The 16,832-nt window shown below is 72.2% G+C and carries 11 protein-coding genes; all 11 read left to right on the top strand.

All coding sequences use genetic code 11. The features are described 5' to 3' along the window. The first annotated feature begins 10 nt into the window (after positions 1-10). The 11 genes from ACFQ8Y_RS21780 to ACFQ8Y_RS21730 all read left to right on the top strand — a co-directional run bounded on the left by ACFQ8Y_RS21780 (position 11) and on the right by ACFQ8Y_RS21730 (position 16,779). The gene (locus tag ACFQ8Y_RS21780; RefSeq protein WP_430586719.1) at positions 11-1,648 is read left to right on the top strand and encodes a xylulokinase; all 1,638 of its coding nucleotides are present in this window, start codon (positions 11-13) and stop codon (positions 1,646-1,648) included. Positions 1,649-1,692: 44 nt separating this feature from the next. Further along, positions 1,693-2,403: an L-ribulose-5-phosphate 4-epimerase gene (locus ACFQ8Y_RS21775; protein ID WP_430586718.1), complete on the top strand. Its 711-nt coding sequence runs from the start codon at positions 1,693-1,695 to the stop codon at positions 2,401-2,403. A 53-nt stretch (positions 2,404-2,456) separates the two neighbouring features. Next, positions 2,457-3,968 carry an L-arabinose isomerase gene (gene araA, locus ACFQ8Y_RS21770; RefSeq protein ID WP_430586717.1) on the top strand — a complete coding sequence of 504 codons (1,512 nt, stop codon included), beginning with the start codon at positions 2,457-2,459 and terminating at the stop codon, positions 3,966-3,968. Between the two features lie 94 nt (positions 3,969-4,062). Beyond that, complete coding sequence (locus tag ACFQ8Y_RS21765) at positions 4,063-5,085, top strand: LacI family DNA-binding transcriptional regulator (protein ID WP_430552509.1); 1,023 nt, start codon at positions 4,063-4,065, stop codon at positions 5,083-5,085. After that, the gene (locus tag ACFQ8Y_RS21760) at positions 5,082-6,647 is read left to right on the top strand and encodes a sugar ABC transporter ATP-binding protein (RefSeq protein WP_430586716.1); all 1,566 of its coding nucleotides are present in this window, start codon (positions 5,082-5,084) and stop codon (positions 6,645-6,647) included. The genes ACFQ8Y_RS21765 and ACFQ8Y_RS21760 overlap by 4 nt, the downstream gene beginning before the upstream one ends. Positions 6,648-6,832: 185 nt before the next feature. Then, the gene (locus ACFQ8Y_RS21755) at positions 6,833-7,840 is read left to right on the top strand and encodes an ABC transporter substrate-binding protein (protein ID WP_430552507.1); all 1,008 of its coding nucleotides are present in this window, start codon (positions 6,833-6,835) and stop codon (positions 7,838-7,840) included. Positions 7,841-7,925: 85 nt separating this feature from the next. Further along, complete coding sequence (locus ACFQ8Y_RS21750; RefSeq protein WP_430586715.1) at positions 7,926-9,497, top strand: sugar ABC transporter ATP-binding protein; 1,572 nt, start codon at positions 7,926-7,928, stop codon at positions 9,495-9,497. Further along, positions 9,497-10,594: an ABC transporter permease gene (locus tag ACFQ8Y_RS21745; protein ID WP_430564852.1), complete on the top strand. Its 1,098-nt coding sequence runs from the start codon at positions 9,497-9,499 to the stop codon at positions 10,592-10,594. The genes ACFQ8Y_RS21750 and ACFQ8Y_RS21745 overlap by 1 nt, the downstream gene beginning before the upstream one ends. Beyond that, positions 10,591-11,613 (top strand): galactofuranose ABC transporter, permease protein YjfF, encoded by a 1,023-nt coding sequence (yjfF, locus tag ACFQ8Y_RS21740; RefSeq protein WP_430552504.1) that lies wholly within the window; start codon positions 10,591-10,593, stop codon positions 11,611-11,613. The genes ACFQ8Y_RS21745 and yjfF overlap by 4 nt, the downstream gene beginning before the upstream one ends. A 157-nt stretch (positions 11,614-11,770) precedes the next feature. Continuing rightward, on the top strand, positions 11,771-15,613 hold the full coding sequence (locus ACFQ8Y_RS21735; protein WP_430586714.1) for an alpha-L-arabinofuranosidase C-terminal domain-containing protein: 3,843 nt from the start codon (positions 11,771-11,773) through the stop codon (positions 15,611-15,613). Between the two features lie 149 nt (positions 15,614-15,762). Further along, entirely contained in the window at positions 15,763-16,779 is a 1,017-nt protein-coding gene (locus ACFQ8Y_RS21730) for a LacI family DNA-binding transcriptional regulator (RefSeq protein WP_430552502.1), read from the top strand. Positions 16,780-16,832: the final 53 nt, after the last annotated feature.

The raw sequence follows: 16,832 nt of genomic DNA, 5'->3' as shown, positions 1-16,832 counted from the left end.
CGGAGCAGGGATGGCGGAGCAGGCCGCGCAGGCGGACGACGTGCGCGAGATCCGGGAGGCGATCGTCGCCGGGAGGGCGGCGCTGGGCATCGAGCTCGGCTCCACCAACATCAAGGCGTGCCTGATCGGGCCCGACCACGCGCCGCTCGCGAGCGGCTCGCACGCGTGGGAGAACGAGCTCGTCGACGGGGTGTGGACCTACGCGCTCGACACCGTTCACGCCGGGCTGCAGGGCGCGTACGCCGCGCTCGTCGCCGACGTCGAGCAGCGCTACGGCGTGCGGCCCACCACCTACGCCGCGCTCGGCGTCTCGGCGATGATGCACGGCTACCTGCCGTTCGACGCCGACGGCGAGCTGCTCGTCCCGTTCCGCACCTGGCGCAACACCAGCACCGGGCCGGCGGCCGCGGAGCTGTCCGCGCTCTTTGGCCACAACATCCCGCTGCGCTGGTCGATCGCCCACCTGTACCAGGCGATCCTCGACGACGAGCCGCACGTGCCCCAGGTCGCGTCGTTCACCACGCTGGCCGGCTACGTGCACCGGGCCCTGACCGGCCGGCACGTGCTCGGCGTCGGCGACGCGTCGGGCATGTTCCCGATCGACCCGGCCACCGGCGACTACGACGCGCGGATGCTGGAGCAGTTCCGCCACCTCGCCGCCGCCAAGCGGCCGGGGCTCGACGTCGAGGGCCTGCTGCCCCAGGTGCTGACGGCGGGACAGGACGCGGGCCGCCTCACGCCCGAGGGCGCGGCCCTGCTGGACCCGTCCGGCACCCTGCAGCCCGGCGTGCTCCTGTGCCCGCCGGAGGGTGACGCCGGCACCGGCATGGTCGCCACCGGTTCCGTCGCCCCGCGCACCGGCAACATCAGCGCGGGCACGTCGATCTTCGCGATGGTCGTCCTCGAGCGGCCGCTGACCACCGCGCACCACGAGCTCGACCTCGTCACCACGCCCGCCGGGGACCTCGTCGCGATGGTGCACTGCAACAACGGCGCCAGCGAGCTCGACGCGTGGGCCGGCGTGTTCGGCCAGTTCGCGGCCGCGCTCGGGCAGCCGGCCGAGCCCGACGCCGTCTTCGGCGCGCTCTTCCGCGCCGCGCTCGACGGCGCGCCCGACGGCGGCGGGCTCCTCGCGTACAACTACCTCGCCGGCGAGCCCATCACGGGCCTCGACGAGGGCCGACCCCTGGTGGTGCGCACCCCCGACAGCCGCCTCACGCTCGCGAACTTCGCGCGCACGCAGCTCTACGGCGTGTTCGGCACGCTCGCGCTCGGCATGCGCGTGCTGCACGGCGAGGGCGTCGCGATCGACACGATGTTCGCGCACGGTGGCCTGTTCAGGACGGCGGGCGTCGCCCAGCGGCTGCTGGCCGGGGCGATCGACGCGCCCGTCGCCGTCGGGCAGACGGCGGGGGAGGGTGGCGCCTGGGGCATCGCCCTCCTCGCCGCGTACGCCGGTGCGCGGGCCGAGGCCGGGACGGACGGCGGGGCGCCCGCCCTCGACGCCTACCTGGCCGAGCGCGTCTTCGCCGACGCCCGGCTCGACGTCGCCGAGCCCGAGGCCGAGGACGTCGCCGGCTTCGCCGCCTACCTGGAGCGGTACTCCGCCGGCCTCGCGGTCGAGCGGGCCGCCACCGCAGCCCTCTGACGACACCCGCAGTCGACGAACCACACCCCGCACTGGAGAAGCACATGAGCACCGTCACCGAGGTCCCCGCGCACCTGCGCGCCGCCGTCGACGCCGCCAAGGAGAAGGTCGCGGCCCTGCACGCCGAGCTGCCCCGCTGGGAGCTCGTCGTGTGGACCGCCGGCAACGTGTCCGAGCGCGTCCGCGACGACCGCACCCCCGACGGCTCGGGCGACCTCCTGGTCATCAAGCCGTCCGGCGTCGCCTACGACGACATCACCCCGGAGTCCATGGTGGTGTGCGACCTGGACGGGAACCTCGTCGAGGGCGACCGCTCGCCGTCGTCGGACACCGCCGCGCACGCCTACGTGTACGCGCACATGCCCGAGGTGGGCGGCGTCGTGCACACGCACTCCACCTACGCGACGGCGTGGGCCGCCCGCGCGGAGGAGATCCCCTGCGTGCTCACGATGATGGCCGACGAGTTCGGCGGCCCCGTGCCCGTAGGGCCGTTCGCGATCATCGGCGACGACTCCATCGGCCGCGGCATCGTCGAGACCCTGAGCGGTCACCGCAGCCCGGCGGTCCTGATGCGCAACCACGGCCCGTTCACCATCGGCAAGGACGCCCGTGCCGCGGTGAAGGCCGCCGTGATGGTCGAGGAGGTGGCCCGCACGGTGCACGTGTCGCGCCAGCTCGGCGAGCCGCTGCCCATCGCGCAGGAGCACGTGGACTCCCTGTACGCCCGCTACCAGAACGTCTACGGCCAGCACTGAGCCCGGCCGCCCGCGAAGCAGACCTGAACCAGACTGATCCAGAGAGGACACCCATGAGCAAGCCGTACGCCGACCGCGAGGTCTGGTTCTTCACCGGCAGCCAGGACCTGTACGGCCCCGAGACGCTGGAGCAGGTCGCCCAGCAGTCGCAGGAGGTCGCCCGCGCGCTCGACGCGTCGTCCGACGTGCCCGCGAAGGTCGTGTGGAAGCCCGTGCTCAAGGACGCGGGCTCCATCCGCCGCGCCATGCTCGACGCGAACGCCGACGACAAGGTGCTCGGCGTCATCACGTGGATGCACACGTTCAGCCCGGCGAAGATGTGGATCTCCGGCCTCGACGCGCTGCGCAAGCCGCTGCTGCACCTGCACACGCAGGCGAACGTCGAGCTGCCCTGGGCGGACATCGACTTCGACTTCATGAACCTCAACCAGGCCGCGCACGGCGACCGCGAGTACGCCTACCTGGCCACGCGCCTCGGCGTCGCGCGCACCACCGTCGTCGGGCACGTGTCGAACCCGGCCGTGACCCGCCGGGTGGGCACCTGGGTCCGCGGCGCGGCGGGCTGGGCCGCCACGCACGAGCTGAAGCTGGTGCGCTTCGGCGACAACATGCGCAACGTCGCCGTCACCGAGGGCGACAAGACCGAGGCCGAGCTGCGCTTCGGCGTCTCCGTGAACACGTGGGGCGTCAACGACCTGGTCGACGCCGTCGAGGCCGTGGACGACGCCGCGATCGACGCGCTGGTCGCGGAGTACGAGGAGCTCTACGAGGTCGTCCCCGAGCTCCGCCGCGGCGGGGAGCGGCACGAGTCGCTGCGCTACGCGGCCCGCCAGGAGATCGCCATGGAGGCGTTCCTCGTCGAGCGCGGCGCCAAGGCGTTCACCACGAACTTCGAGGACCTCGGCGCCCTGCGCCAGCTGCCCGGCATCGCCGTCCAGCGGCTCATGAGCAAGGGCTACGGCTTCGGCGCGGAGGGCGACTGGAAGACGGCCGTCCTGGTGCGCGCCGCGAAGGTCATGGGCGAGGGCCTGCCCGGCGGCGCCTCCCTCATGGAGGACTACACCTACGACCTCACGCCCGGCTCCGAGGTCATCCTCGGCGCCCACATGCTCGAGGTCTGCCCGTCCCTCACGACGTCGAAGCCCCGCGTGGAGATCCACCCGCTCGGCATCGGCGGCAAGGAGGACCCGGTCCGTATGGTGTTCGACGCCGACGCGACCGAGGGGGCCGTCGTCGTCTCGCTCGCCGACATGCGCGACCGCTTCCGCCTCACCGCGAACGTCGTGGACGTCGTCCCGCCGACGCAGGACCTGCCGAACCTCCCGGTGGCCCGCGCCGTCTGGGCGCCGCGTCCCGACTTCACCACCTCCGCCGAGGCCTGGCTGACCGCGGGCGGCGCGCACCACACGGTGATGTCGACGGCAGCCGGCGTCGAGGCGTTCGAGGTGTTCGCGAACATCGCGCGCACCGAGCTGCTCGTCATCGACGAGGACACCACGCGCCGCGGCTTCGCCGACCAGGTGCGCTGGAACCAGGTGTACTACCGCCTCGCCCAGGGGCTCTGAGCACCACCACCGGCGCCGTGCCGGCGGTTCGGTAGGCTGACGCCGCCGAGCCGCCGGCCGGTCGTCCGGTGGACGCATCCCGTGGAGGCCCCGCATGGCGAGTCCCGCCGCCGACAAGCCGAACATCCGGCAGGTCGCGCAGCTCGCCGGCGTCTCGCACATGACGGTGTCGCGGGTGCTCAACGACCACCCGAACATCCGCGAGGCCACCCGGCGCCGGGTCGAGGAGGCCATCGAGCAGCTCGGCTACCGGCCGAACATGACGGCACGGGCCCTGGCCACCCAGCGCAGCCGGCGCATCGGCGTCCTCGTGGAGAGCGCGGCGACGTTCGGGCCGACCAGCACGCTGTACGCCGTCGAGTCCGCCGCCCGCGCGTCCGGGTACGTGGTGAGCTCCGTGCTCCTGCGGGCGGGGGAGGAGATCACCCCCCAGGAGGCCGTCGACCACCTCGTCGCGCAGGGCGTCGACGCGCTCTGCGTCGTGGCGCCGCGGTCGTCGTCGATCGCCGCGCTGCGCCGCATCGCCGTCGGGGTCCCGGTGCTGGTCGTCAAGCCCGACAAGGACCCGACGTTCCTCACCGTGACCGTCGACCAGCAGGCCGGCACGGCGCTCGCCGTCGACCACCTCGTCTCGCTCGGGCACCGCGACATCCTGCACCTGGCCGGGCCGCTCGACTGGCTCGACGCCCGCACGCGCGAGCGGTCCTTCCACGCCCGGACGAAGTCGTGGGGGCTGCGCGAGCGACCCATCGTCGTGGGGGACTGGACGGCGGACTTCGCCTACGACTTCGCGCGCGGCATCCGCGAGCTCCCGGAGTACACGGCGATCTTCGCCGCGAACGACGACATGGCCGTGGGCCTCGTGCACGGCCTGCACGACCGCGGCTTCTCGGTGCCCGACGACGTGAGCGTCGTGGGCTTCGACGACATCCCCCTCGCGCGGCACGTCATTCCCCCGCTGACGACGGTGCGGCAGAACTTCCACGCGCTCGGCGTCTCGGTCGTCGACGTCCTGCGGTCCGCGATCGAGGAGCAGGAGATCCCGACGGTCACGAAGATCCCCCCGGAGATCGTCGCGCGCGCGTCGAGCGCCCCGCCGCGGAAGGCCGCCCGATGACGTCCCGGTCCGAGGCGCAGGCCCCCGTGGTCGTGCTGCGCGGGATCACGGTGGAGCGCTCGGGGGTGCGTGTCCTCGACGACGTGGACCTGGCGCTGCGGCCGGGCGAGGTGCACGCGCTCATGGGGGAGAACGGCGCGGGCAAGTCGACCCTCATCGGTGCGCTCACGGGGACGCTGCCGATCCTGGCGGGGACGGTCGTGGTCGACGGCGTCGCGACCCCGCCGACGAGCGTCGCGCAGAGCCGCGCGGACGGTATCGCGACCGTCTTCCAGGAGACGCACCTGAGCCCGCACCTGACCGTCGCCGAGAACGTGATGATCGGGCACGAGGTGCGCGGCTGGTTCGGCATCGACTGGGGCCGGACCAGGGCGCGTGCGGCGGCCGCCCTCGCCGCGCTCGGGATCGAGGACATCGACCCGCGCGCCCCGTTGTCCGCGCTGTCGCCCGCGACCAAGCAGCTCGTGGCGGTGGCCCGGGCGATCGTCCTCGAGCCGCGCGTGCTCGTGCTCGACGAGCCGACGTCGAGCCTGGACGCGGACGAGGCCGCACGCCTGCTGGGCGTCGTGCGCCGCCTGTGCGACCAGGGGGTCGCGGTGCTGTTCGTCTCGCACTTCCTCGAGCAGGTCTTCGAGGTGAGCGACCGGATGACCGTGCTGCGGGGCGGCCGCGTCGTCGCGGAGTTCCGGACGGCGGACGTCGAACGCGCCGAGGTGATCTCCAAGATGCTCGGCGAGGACATCGACGCGCTCCAGGCGCTGCGCTCCCAGCGGCTCGCGCACCACTACGCGGGCACGGGCGAGGCGACGCTCCGGGCGTCGTCCCTCGGGCGCCACGGCGTCCTCGAGCCGACCGACCTCGAGCTGTCCCGGGGCGAGGTCGTGGGCTTCGCGGGGCTGCGAGGGTCGGGGCGCACCGAGCTCGCCCGGCTGATGAGCGGGGTGGAGCGCCCCGACCGCGGGGAGCTGTGGCTCGACGGCGTCCGGGTGCAGCTCCGCAGCCCGGGGGCCGCCCTGCGGTACCGGATCGCGATGTCGAGCGAGAACGTGCGCGACGACGGCATCGTCGCGGGGCTCACGGTGCGGGAGAACATCGTGCTGGCGCTGCAGGCGCTGCGGGGCTGGTCGCGGCCGCTGTCGCGGGGCGAGCAGGACGCGGTCGTCGACACGTACCTCGACGCCCTCCACCTGTCGGCCGAGGACCTGGACCGGCCGGCCGGCGAGCTGTCCGGGGGCACGCAGCAGAAGGTGCTGCTCGCCCGGCTGCTGGCCACGCGGCCGCACGTGCTGATCCTCGACGAGCCGACGCGCGGCATCGACATCGCCGCCAAGCTGGAGATCCAGCGCCGGGTGGCGCGGCTGGCGGGCGAGGGGGTCGCCGTCGTCTTCATCTCCTCCCAGCTGGAGGAGGTGGTGCGCCTCGCCGACCGCATCGTGGTGCTCAAGGACCGCGAGAAGATCGGCGAGCTGAGCAACGGTCCGGGGGTCACGGTCGACACCATCGTCGAGATGATCGCGGCGGACGTCGACGAGCTCGACGAGCTCGACCCCGGCCACTCCTGACGGTCTCCGCGCCGCGCGCGGAGCACCGGTGGCGGCGTTACGGAACCGTGACGTGGAATCGTGGAGCACCTCTATGTGACCGGTCACATCTCCGCTATGTTAGCGGTCACACAAGCGTTGCCGGAGGGTCAGAGCAGACCCACGGACCGGGTCCCCCGGTCGGCCGGCGTCTCGAGGAGGAGATCATGAGCAAGAACTTCCGGCGCGCCGGAGCGGCGATGTTCGTCGCGGCCCTCACGGCAGCCTCGCTCGTCGCGTGCAGCAGCGAGCAGGCGCCCCAGGGCGGCGGGGACGGGGGCGGCGAGTCGGCCGCGGCCTCGGACACGATCGTCCTCGGCTTCTCGCAGGTCGGGGCCGAGTCCGGCTGGCGCGCGGCCAACACCAAGTCCATCCAGGACACGCTCACCCAGGAGAACGGGTTCGACCTCAAGTTCTCCGACGCGCAGCAGAAGCAGGAGAACCAGATCCAGGCGATCCGGTCCTACATCCAGCAGCAGGTCGACGTCATCGCCTTCTCGCCCGTCGTCGAGACCGGCTGGGACGCCGTGCTCGAGGAGGCCAAGGCCGCGGGCATCCCGGTGATCCTCACCGACCGGGCCGTCGACTCCGAGGACGACACCCTGTACGAGTCGTTCATCGGGTCGGACTTCGTCGAGGAGGGCAAGCGCGCCGGCGAGTGGGCCGTGGAGCAGTACGACGGCGAGGGCTACAAGGCCGTCGAGCTGCAGGGCACCACCGGCGCCGCGCCGATGATCGACCGGCAGCAGGGCTTCGCCGACGCGATCGCGGGCTCCGACATCGAGATGATCGACTCGCAGACCGGCAACTTCACCCGCACCGAGGGCAAGCAGGTGATGGAGGGCTTCCTGCAGAAGTACGACGACATCGACCTGGTCTTCGCCCACAACGACGACATGGGCCTGGGCGCGATCGAGGCGATCGAGGCCGCGGGCAAGGTGCCGGGCAAGGACATCAAGATCATCACCGTCGACGGCGTCAAGGACGGCATGCAGGCGCTCGCCGACGGCAAGATCAACTACATCGTCGAGTGCAACCCGCTGCTCGGCCCGGACCTCGCGGAGATCGCGAAGAAGGTCGTGGCAGGCGAGGCGGTCGAGAAGCGCATCGTCACGCAGGACGAGGCGTTCGACCAGGAGGCGGCGAAGGCGGCCCTGCCGGACCGCCAGTACTGATCGTCGGTACGCTCCACCGAGACCCGCGGTGGGTGCGGAGCGGGACGCCCGCGCCGCACCCACCGCGCTCCACGGAAGGTCAAGGATGACGCCATCGGACGCCGGCGCCGCCGGCAGCAGCCGCGCCGCAGGCCCGGAGGACGTGCGCCCCGTCGTCGAGATGACCGGGATCTCCATCGAGTTCCCGGGCGTCAAGGCGCTCGACGGCGTGGACCTCCGCCTCCTGCCCGGCGAGGTGCACGCCCTCATGGGCGAGAACGGCGCGGGAAAATCCACGCTGATCAAGGCGCTCACGGGCGTCTACGCCATCGACTCCGGCGAGATCCTCGTCGGCGGCGAGCCGCACCGGTTCTCCGGCCCGGGCGAGGCGCAGGCCGCGGGGATCGCCACCGTGTACCAGGAGGTCAACCTCTGCGAGAACCTCACGGTGGCCGAGAACATCATGCTCGGCAACGAGCCGCGGCGGTTCGGGGCGATCGACTGGCCCCGCACGCGCCGCCGGGCGGCCGAGCACCTCGCCACCATGGGGCTCGACGTCGACCCCGCGTCGTCGCTCGGGTCGCACTCGATCGCCGTGCAGCAGCTCGTCGCGATCAGCCGGGCGATGGTGGTGGACGCCAAGGTGCTCATCCTCGACGAGCCGACGTCCAGCCTCGACGCCGACGAGGTCGCGCGGCTCTTCGCCGTCGTGCGCCGGCTGCGCGACCAGGGCGTCGCGATCCTGTTCGTGTCGCACTTCCTCGAGCAGGTGTTCGAGCTCTCCGACCGCATGACCGTGCTGCGCAACGGCGCGCGCGTGGGGGAGTACCGGACGTCGGAGATCACCCGGAGCGAGCTCGTCTCGCGCATGATCGGCCGGTCGATGGAGGTGCTGGAGGACCTGGAGGTCCGCACCGAGCACACCATCGACGCGGCCCAGGGCACGCCCTTCGTCCAGGCCGTGGGGCTCGGGCGGCGCGGCTCCGTGCAGGCGTTCGACCTGGACGTCCACGAGGGCGAGGTCGTGGGGCTGGCCGGCCTGCTCGGCTCCGGGCGCACGGAGGTGGCCCGCCTGCTCGCCGGGGCGGACCGGGCCGACACGGGCACGCTGTCGGTGAAGGGCGCTCTGACCCGGCTGCGCACGCCGCGCGCGGCGATCGAGCGGAAGATCGCGTTCTCGTCGGAGGACCGCAAGGCCGAGGGCGTGGTCGGCGACCTGACGGTGCGGGAGAACATCGTGCTCGGCCTCCAGGCGGAGCGCGGCTGGCTGCGCCGGCTGCCCGGCAAGCAGGTCGACGAGATCGTGCACCGGTACACCGAGGCGCTGAACATCCGCCCCGCCAACCCGGACGCCCTGCTGCGCAACCTGTCGGGCGGCAACCAGCAGAAGGTGCTCCTGGCCCGCTGGCTCGCCACCGCCCCCGAGCTGTTCATCCTCGACGAGCCGACGCGCGGCATCGACGTCGGCGCCAAGGCGGAGATCCAGCGCCTGGTGTCCGACCTCGCCGGCCGGGGCATGGCGGTGCTGTTCATCTCCGCGGAGCTCGAGGAGGTGGTGCGGCTCAGCCACCGCATCGCCGTCATGCGCGACCGGCAGAAGGTCGCCGAGCTGACCAACACCGACACCGTCGGCGTCGACGACGTCGTCGAGCTCATCGCGAGCGGAGGGGACCGCTGATGCCCACATCCCAGGCCACCGGCGGGTTCGGCGCCGTCGCGCGCCACCACCTGTTCTGGCCGGTCGTCGCGCTCGTCGCGCTGCTCGCCGTGAACACGGCCGTCCGACCGGGCTTCCTGTCCGTGTCGATCCTCGACGACCACCTCTTCGGGTCGCCGATCGACATCCTGCGCAACTGCGCCCCGCTGATGCTGGTCGCCCTCGGCATGTCGCTGGTGATCGCCACCCGTGGCATCGACCTGTCCGTGGGCGCCGTGGTCGCGATCTCGGGGGCGGTGGCCCTCACCTTCATCGCGGGCGCACCGGACCCGGCGTCGACGACGACCGTGCTGCTCGCGATCGGGATGGCGCTCGCGCTCGGCCTGGTGCTCGGCGTCTGGAACGGGTTCCTCGTGTCCGTGCTCGGGATCCAGCCGATCATCGCCACGCTCATCCTCATGACCGCCGGCCGCGGTGTCGCCATGCTCATCACCGAGGGGCAGATCACCACGGTCACGAGCGCCCCGTTCAAGATGCTCGGCGCCGGGTACTGGCTCGGGCTGCCCGTCGCGACCCTGGTCGCCTTCGGCGTGTTCGCCCTCGTCGCGCTGCTCGTGCGGCGCACGGCGCTCGGGATGCTCGTCGAGTCGGTCGGCATCAACCCCGCCGCGAGCCGGCTCGCCGGCGTGCGCGCACGGACCATCGTGTGGACGGTCTTCGCGCTGTCCGGCCTCTTCTCCGCGCTGGCCGGCCTGATCCTGTCGTCCAACGTGATGGCGGCCGACGCGAACAACGCCGGGCTGTTCATCGAGCTGGACGCGATCCTCGCCGTCGTCATCGGCGGCACGTCGCTGGCCGGGGGCAAGTTCTCGCTCTCCGGCACCTTCGTCGGCGTGCTCATCATCGCGACGCTGTCGCTCACGGTGACCAACGTCGGCATCTCGCCGCTCGTGACGCCGCTGTTCAAGGCGCTCGTGGTCGCCGCGGTGACGCTGCTCCAGTCGCCCGCCATGCGGCGCAAGCTCTCGGAACGCACGCGACGGCGCGGCAGGACGGCGCCCGTCGCGCCGTCGGACAAGCCCGCGGACGTCGCCACGGACAAGGTGGTGGCCTCATGACGACCCTGGCATCCTCGCGTCCCGGGGCGCCGTCCCCGGACCGCGTGCCCGCCGTCGGACGGCGCCTGCGCGTCGACCGCCGCTACCTGCCCGTGGTCGGCACCCTGGTGGTGTTCGTCCTGCTGCTGGTGGTGGGCGGCGCCCGCTACGACAACTTCCTGTCCGTGGGCGTGCTCGCGAACCTGTTCATCAACAACGCGTTCCTCATCGTGCTGGCCGTCGGGATGACGTTCGTCATCCTCACCGGCGGCATCGACCTCTCGGTCGGCTCGGTGCTGGCGCTGTCGGGGGTGACCGCGGCCTACCTGCTGCGCGCGGGAGTCCCGGCCGGGGTCGTGATCCCGCTCGTCGTGCTCGTCGGCTCGCTGATCGGGCTGCTCGTCGGCGCGATGGTGCACGTCTTCGAGGTGCAGCCGTTCATCGCGACGCTCGCGGCGATGTTCTTCGCCCGCGGCCTGTGCTTCCTCGTCGCCCCGGAGTCGATCCCGATCGACGACGAGACCTTCGTCGCCCTGGCCTCCTGGGACACGTGGGCCGGGGGACAGTGGCGGATCACGTCGAGCGTCGTGATCGCGCTGGTCGTCGTGGCGGTCGCGTTCTACCTGCTGCACTACACGCAGTTCGGCCGCACCGTGTACGCCATCGGCGGCGGGGAGCAGTCGGCCAAGCTCATGGGCCTGCCCGTCGCGCGCACCAAGGTGCTCGTGTACGTCATCAGCGGCACGTGCGCCGGCCTCGGCGGCCTGCTCTTCGCCATGTTCTCGCGGTCGGGCTACTCCTTGACCGGCGTGGGCATGGAGCTGGACGCGATCGCGGCCGTCGTCATCGGCGGCACGCTGCTCACCGGCGGCACCGGCTTCGTGCTCGGGTCCGTGCTCGGCGTCCTCGTGCTCGGCCTCATCCAGACGATCATCACCTTCGAGGGCACCCTCAGCTCGTGGTGGACCAAGATCGTCATCGGCGCGCTGCTGCTGGTCTTCGTGGTCCTGCAGCGGCTGCTCGCCCTGCGGCGCTCCTAGCCGTCCTCCGGCTCCGCGCCTGTCCGGGCGTCGGGTCGTCGGCACACGCCGCCGGCCCGGCGTCCCACCCCCGCACCTGTACGACGACGTACGACACGGAGGTTCTACAACGATGCACACCCGAGCCCGGCAGCACAGACCCCGATGGTCGACGCCCGTGGCGGCAGCGGTCCTCGCCCTCGCGCTGCCCGCCACGGCGGCCGCGGCCGTCCCGCCGCGGGCGGCCCCCGAAGCCGCCGCCGACGACGGCTACGGCGCCTACGTCTTCCCCTACTTCGCCGGCGAGCAGGACGGCGGCGAGAAGATCTACCTGGCCGTCAGCGAGGCGGACGACCCGACCGCGTGGGCGACCCTCAACGGCGGCGAGCCTGTCCTCGAGTCCACGCTCGGCACGAAGGGGCTGCGCGACCCGTTCCTCACCCGCAACCCGGAGACCGGCACGTACTACCTGCTGGCGACCGACCTGAAGATCGCGGGCGGGGGGAACTTCGGCGACGCGCAGGAGACCGGCAGCCGGTCGATGATGGTCTGGTCGTCAGCGGACCTGATCCACTGGTCCGACCAGCACGAGGTCGAGGTCGCGCCGCCGGGCGCCGGCAACCTCTGGGCGCCCGAGGCGACGTGGGACGCCGCCGCCGGGCAGTTCGTCGTCTACTGGGCGTCGGCGCTGTACCCGGACGACGTCGCGCCGGAGGACCGGGACATCGCGACGTCGTACCAGCGGATGCTGTCGGCCACGACGCCCGACTTCTCCGCGGGGAGCTTCTCCGAGCCGCAGGTGTGGATCGACGAGGAGCGCGGTGCGGGTCGGGGCATGATCGACTCGACGGTCGCGGTCGAGGACGGCACCTACTACCGGTTCACCAAGGACGAGGCGGACATGACCGTCCGCGAGGAGTCGTCCGACGACCTGTCCCGCACGCAGGGCGTGACCGACGGCGACGGGTGGGACCTCGTCGCCGAGCGCGTCGGGGTGGGCGAGCCCAACCCGTGGGGCGGCGAGTTCACCGCGGGCGAGGGGCCCACGGTCTTCCCGTCCCTGACCGACGACTCCTGGTTCATGATGATCGACCAGCCGTCGTACCACGGCGGCCAGGGGTACATGCTGTTCCGCACCGACGACCTGGCGAGCGGCGACTGGACCTCGGTGCCCGACGCCGAGCTGCCGAGCCACCCGCGGCACGGCACGGTGCTGCCGATCACCGCCGCCGAGCAGCAGGCGCTGCTCGACGCGTACCCGGAGGGCGAGCCGGAGGTCGTCGAGCAGCGGCTGACGATCGACGCCGCCGCCGAGCGCACGGAGATGAGCGACGACCTGTACGGCGTCTTCTACGAGGACATCAACTACGCCGCCGACGGCGGCCTGTACGCCGAGCTGGTGCGCAACCGGTCGTTCGAGTTCGCGCCGGAGGACAACGCGGGCTTCACCGGCCTGACGGGCTGGGAGCAGACCGGCGGCGGCGAGCTCGCCGTCGAGTCCGAGCGCGGCGAGTGGCTGAACGACAGCAACCGGCACTACCTCACGGTGACCTCCGACGGCACCACCGGCGTCGCGAACTCCTCCTACAACGAGGGCGTCGCGCTGAGCGAGGGGGAGTCGTACGACTTCTCGGTGTGGGCGCGGTCCGACGTCGCCCAGCACCTCACGGCCACCCTCGTGTCCGCCGACGGCGCGACGACGTACGGCACGGCGACGGTCGCCGTCGACGGCTCCGACGACTGGGCGCGGTACACGGCCACCGTGACCGCCTCCGCGACGACGAACGCGGCGCGGCTGCGGGTGGCGTCGGGCGCCGAGGGCACGCTGCGCCTCGACATGGTGTCGCTGTTCCCGCAGGACACGTGGGTGGGGCCGGTCAACGGCAGGAGCACGCTGCGCAAGGACCTCGCGGAGAAGGTCGCCGCGCTCGACCCGAGCTTCCTGCGGTTCCCGGGCGGCTGCGTCACCAACGTCGGCACCTTCGACTCCTACCTCGAGTCCGACGGCCAGGACCGGCAGCGGACGTACCAGTGGAAGGAGACCATCGGCCCGGTCGAGGAACGCCCGACCAACTGGAACTTCTGGGGCTACAACCAGTCGTACGGCATCGGCTACCTCGAGTACCTGGAGTTCGCCGAGGACCTCGGCGCCTTCGCGCTGCCCGTCGTGTCCGTGGGCGCCAACGGCTGCGGGTCGCGCATCCCGGAGATGACCGACGAGCAGCGCCCGCGCTGGATCCAGGACACTCTCGACCTCATCGAGTTCGCCACGGGCGGCACGGACACGGAGTGGGGCGCGAAGCGTGCCGAGCTGGGGCACCCGGAGCCGTTCGACCTGCCGTACATCGGCCTGGGCAACGAGGAGAACACGCCGAAGTTCCAGGAGAACTTCCCGGCGTTCCGCGACGCCATCGAGGCGGAGTACCCCGACATCACGGTGATCTCCAACTCCGGGCCCGACGACGCCGGCACGCGGTTCGACGAGCTCTGGGACTTCAACCGCGAGCAGGGCGTCGCGATGGTCGACGAGCACTACTACAACGACCCGTCCTGGTTCCTCACGAACGACGCACGGTACGACTCCTACGACCGGAACGGCCCGCACGTCTTCCTCGGCGAGTACGCGTCGAAGGGCAACACCTTCGGCAACGCGCTCGCGGAGGCGGCGTACATGACCGGGCTGGAGCGCAACTCCGACGTCGTCGAGCTCGCCTCGTACGCGCCGATGTTCGCCAACGAGGACTACGTGCAGTGGTCGCCGGACATGATGTGGTTCGACAACGACCAGTCGTGGGGCTCGGTGAACTACTACACCCAGCAGCTGTTCATGACGAACGCCGGCGACCAGGTGGTCCCGTCGGAGCTGGGCGACGGGCCCGACGTCGTCCCGCCGGACGTCGACGGCGGCGTCTTCCTGTCCACGTGGGCCACGCAGGCGCAGTACGACGACGTGCGGGTCACCGACAACGCGACGGGCGACGTCCTGTTCGCGGACTCGTTCGACGACGCGTCGCGCTGGGAGGCGCAGCGCGGGGACTGGTCGGTCCAGGACGGCCGGTACGTGCAGTCCGACGCGGGGGTCGAGGACGCCCGGAGCATCGTGACCGGCGCCTACGACGAGGACTGGCACGACTACACGATGGAGGTGACGGCCCGGAAGGCCGGCGGCGCCGAGGGCTTCCTCGTCGGGTTCGGCGCGAGCGCGAGCGACGACTTCTACTGGTGGAACGTGGGCGGCTGGGGCAACACCCGGTCCGTGCTGGAGCGGGCCGACGGCGCGCGCCAGGGCGAGGTCGCCGCGGCGGAGTCCTTCACGCCGCTGGAGAACGGTCGTGACTACCGGATCAAGGTCGTCGTCGAGGGACGCACCGTCACGCTCTACCTCGACGGCGAGCTGCAGCTCACCTACACGGAGCCGGTGACGAAGTCGCTGTTCCAGGTCGTGACCCACGACGAGGAGACCGGCGAGCTCGTGGCCAAGGTGGTCAACGTCGGCGACGCCGTGGCGCGCACCGACGTCGAGGTCACGGGCGGGTTCGAGCCGGCCGCGACGGCGACGGTCACCGAGATGAAGGCCGACCCGTCGGCGACGAACACCAAGACGCGGCCCGAGCGCGTGGTCCCGGTGGACCGGGCGTTCGAGGGGGCGGGGACGTCGTTCACCTACGACTTCCCGGCGCACTCGATCACGTTCCTCCGGCTCGCCGAGGACGGGGCGGAGCCCGAGGAACCGGCCTGGGACGCCGGCGTGACCTACACCGTCGGCGACCGCGTCGCGCACGACGGGGCCGTCTGGGAGGCCGCCTGGTGGACGCGGGGCCAGACGCCGGGCGAGTCCGACTGGGGCCCGTGGCAGGAGGTCGCCGAGACGGCCGACGGCACCGCGGTGTGGACGTCGTCGCGGATCTTCGACGCCGGTGACGTCGTCGAGCACGAGGGCCGGTCGTACATCGCGAGGTGGTGGACCAGGAACCAGGAGCCGGGCGACCCCCACGGTCCCTGGCGGCCCGCGGGCGCCTGACGCACCGACGGCGACGCGCCCCGGGCGGCGAGCTGTCAGGGCCACGTGCAGGGAAACCCGCACGTGGCCCTGACAGCTGCCGGAAGAACGATGCGCAAACGCTGCAAGTCACGCAAGCGGCTTGCGTGATCGCGTGTACAGTCGAGGACATGTCGAGACGACTGGCCGACGTGGCCGCGAAGGTGGGGGTCAGCGAGGCGACGGTCAGCCGGGTGCTCAACGGCAAGCCCGGGGTGTCGCAGGCGACCCGGGACGCCGTGCTCACGGCGCTGGACGTGCTGGGCTACGAGCGGCCCACCAAGCTGCGCGGCGACCGGCCGCGCCTGGTGGGCCTGGTGCTGCCGGAGCTGGCCAACCCGATCTTCCCCGCCTTCGCGGAGGTCGTGGGCGGCGCGCTGGCGCAGCAGGGGTACACGCCGGTGCTGTGCACGCGCACCGCGGGCGGCATCTCCGAGGCGGAGTACATCGACCTGCTGCTGGGCCAGCAGGTGTCGGGGGTCATCTTCGCGGGCGGCTTCTACGCCGAGCGCGACGCCGACCATGCGCACTACGAGCGGCTCCAGGCGCTGAACCTCCCGGTGGTGCTCATCAACGCGTCGATCGAGAGCCTCGACTTCCCGCACGTCTCCTGCGACGACCTCATCGCCACCCACCAGGCGCTGGAGCATCTGGTGTCCATGGGGCACACGCGCATCGGGCTGCTGCTGGGCCCGCGCGACCACGTGCCGTCCGAGCGCAAGCTCGCGGCGGCGCGCGGCTTCGCGGAGCGGCACGGCGTCGAGCTCCCCGACGAGCTCGTCGTGCACAGCCAGTACTCGCTCGAGAGCGGGCAGGCCGCGACGGGCCGGCTGCTCGACGTCGGCGCGACGGCGATCCTGTGCGCGTCCGACCCGCTCGCGCTCGGCGCCGTCCGGGCGGTGCGGCGCGCGGGGCTCGACGTGCCCCGCGACGTGTCGGTGGTCGGCTACGACGACTCCGCGCTGATGAACTCCACGGACCCAGCCCTCACGACCGTCCGGCAGCCGATCGACGCGATGGGCCGGGCCGCGGTCGACATCCTGGCCAGCATGATCGCGGGCGCCACGGTCTCGCGCGACGAGCTGCTCTTCGAGCCGGAGCTCGTCGTGCGGCGCTCGACGGCGGCGGCGCCCCGCCCCGGCGGCTGACGGCCGCACCGCCACCCGCTCCGACCCCGGCGGCCGGCCGGGCGACCTCGTGT

This window comes from Isoptericola sp. NPDC056605, from assembly GCF_042792795.1.
Taxonomy (GTDB): Bacteria; Actinomycetota; Actinomycetes; order Actinomycetales; family Cellulomonadaceae; genus Isoptericola.
This window is presented reverse-complemented; position numbering and strand designations above follow the sequence as displayed.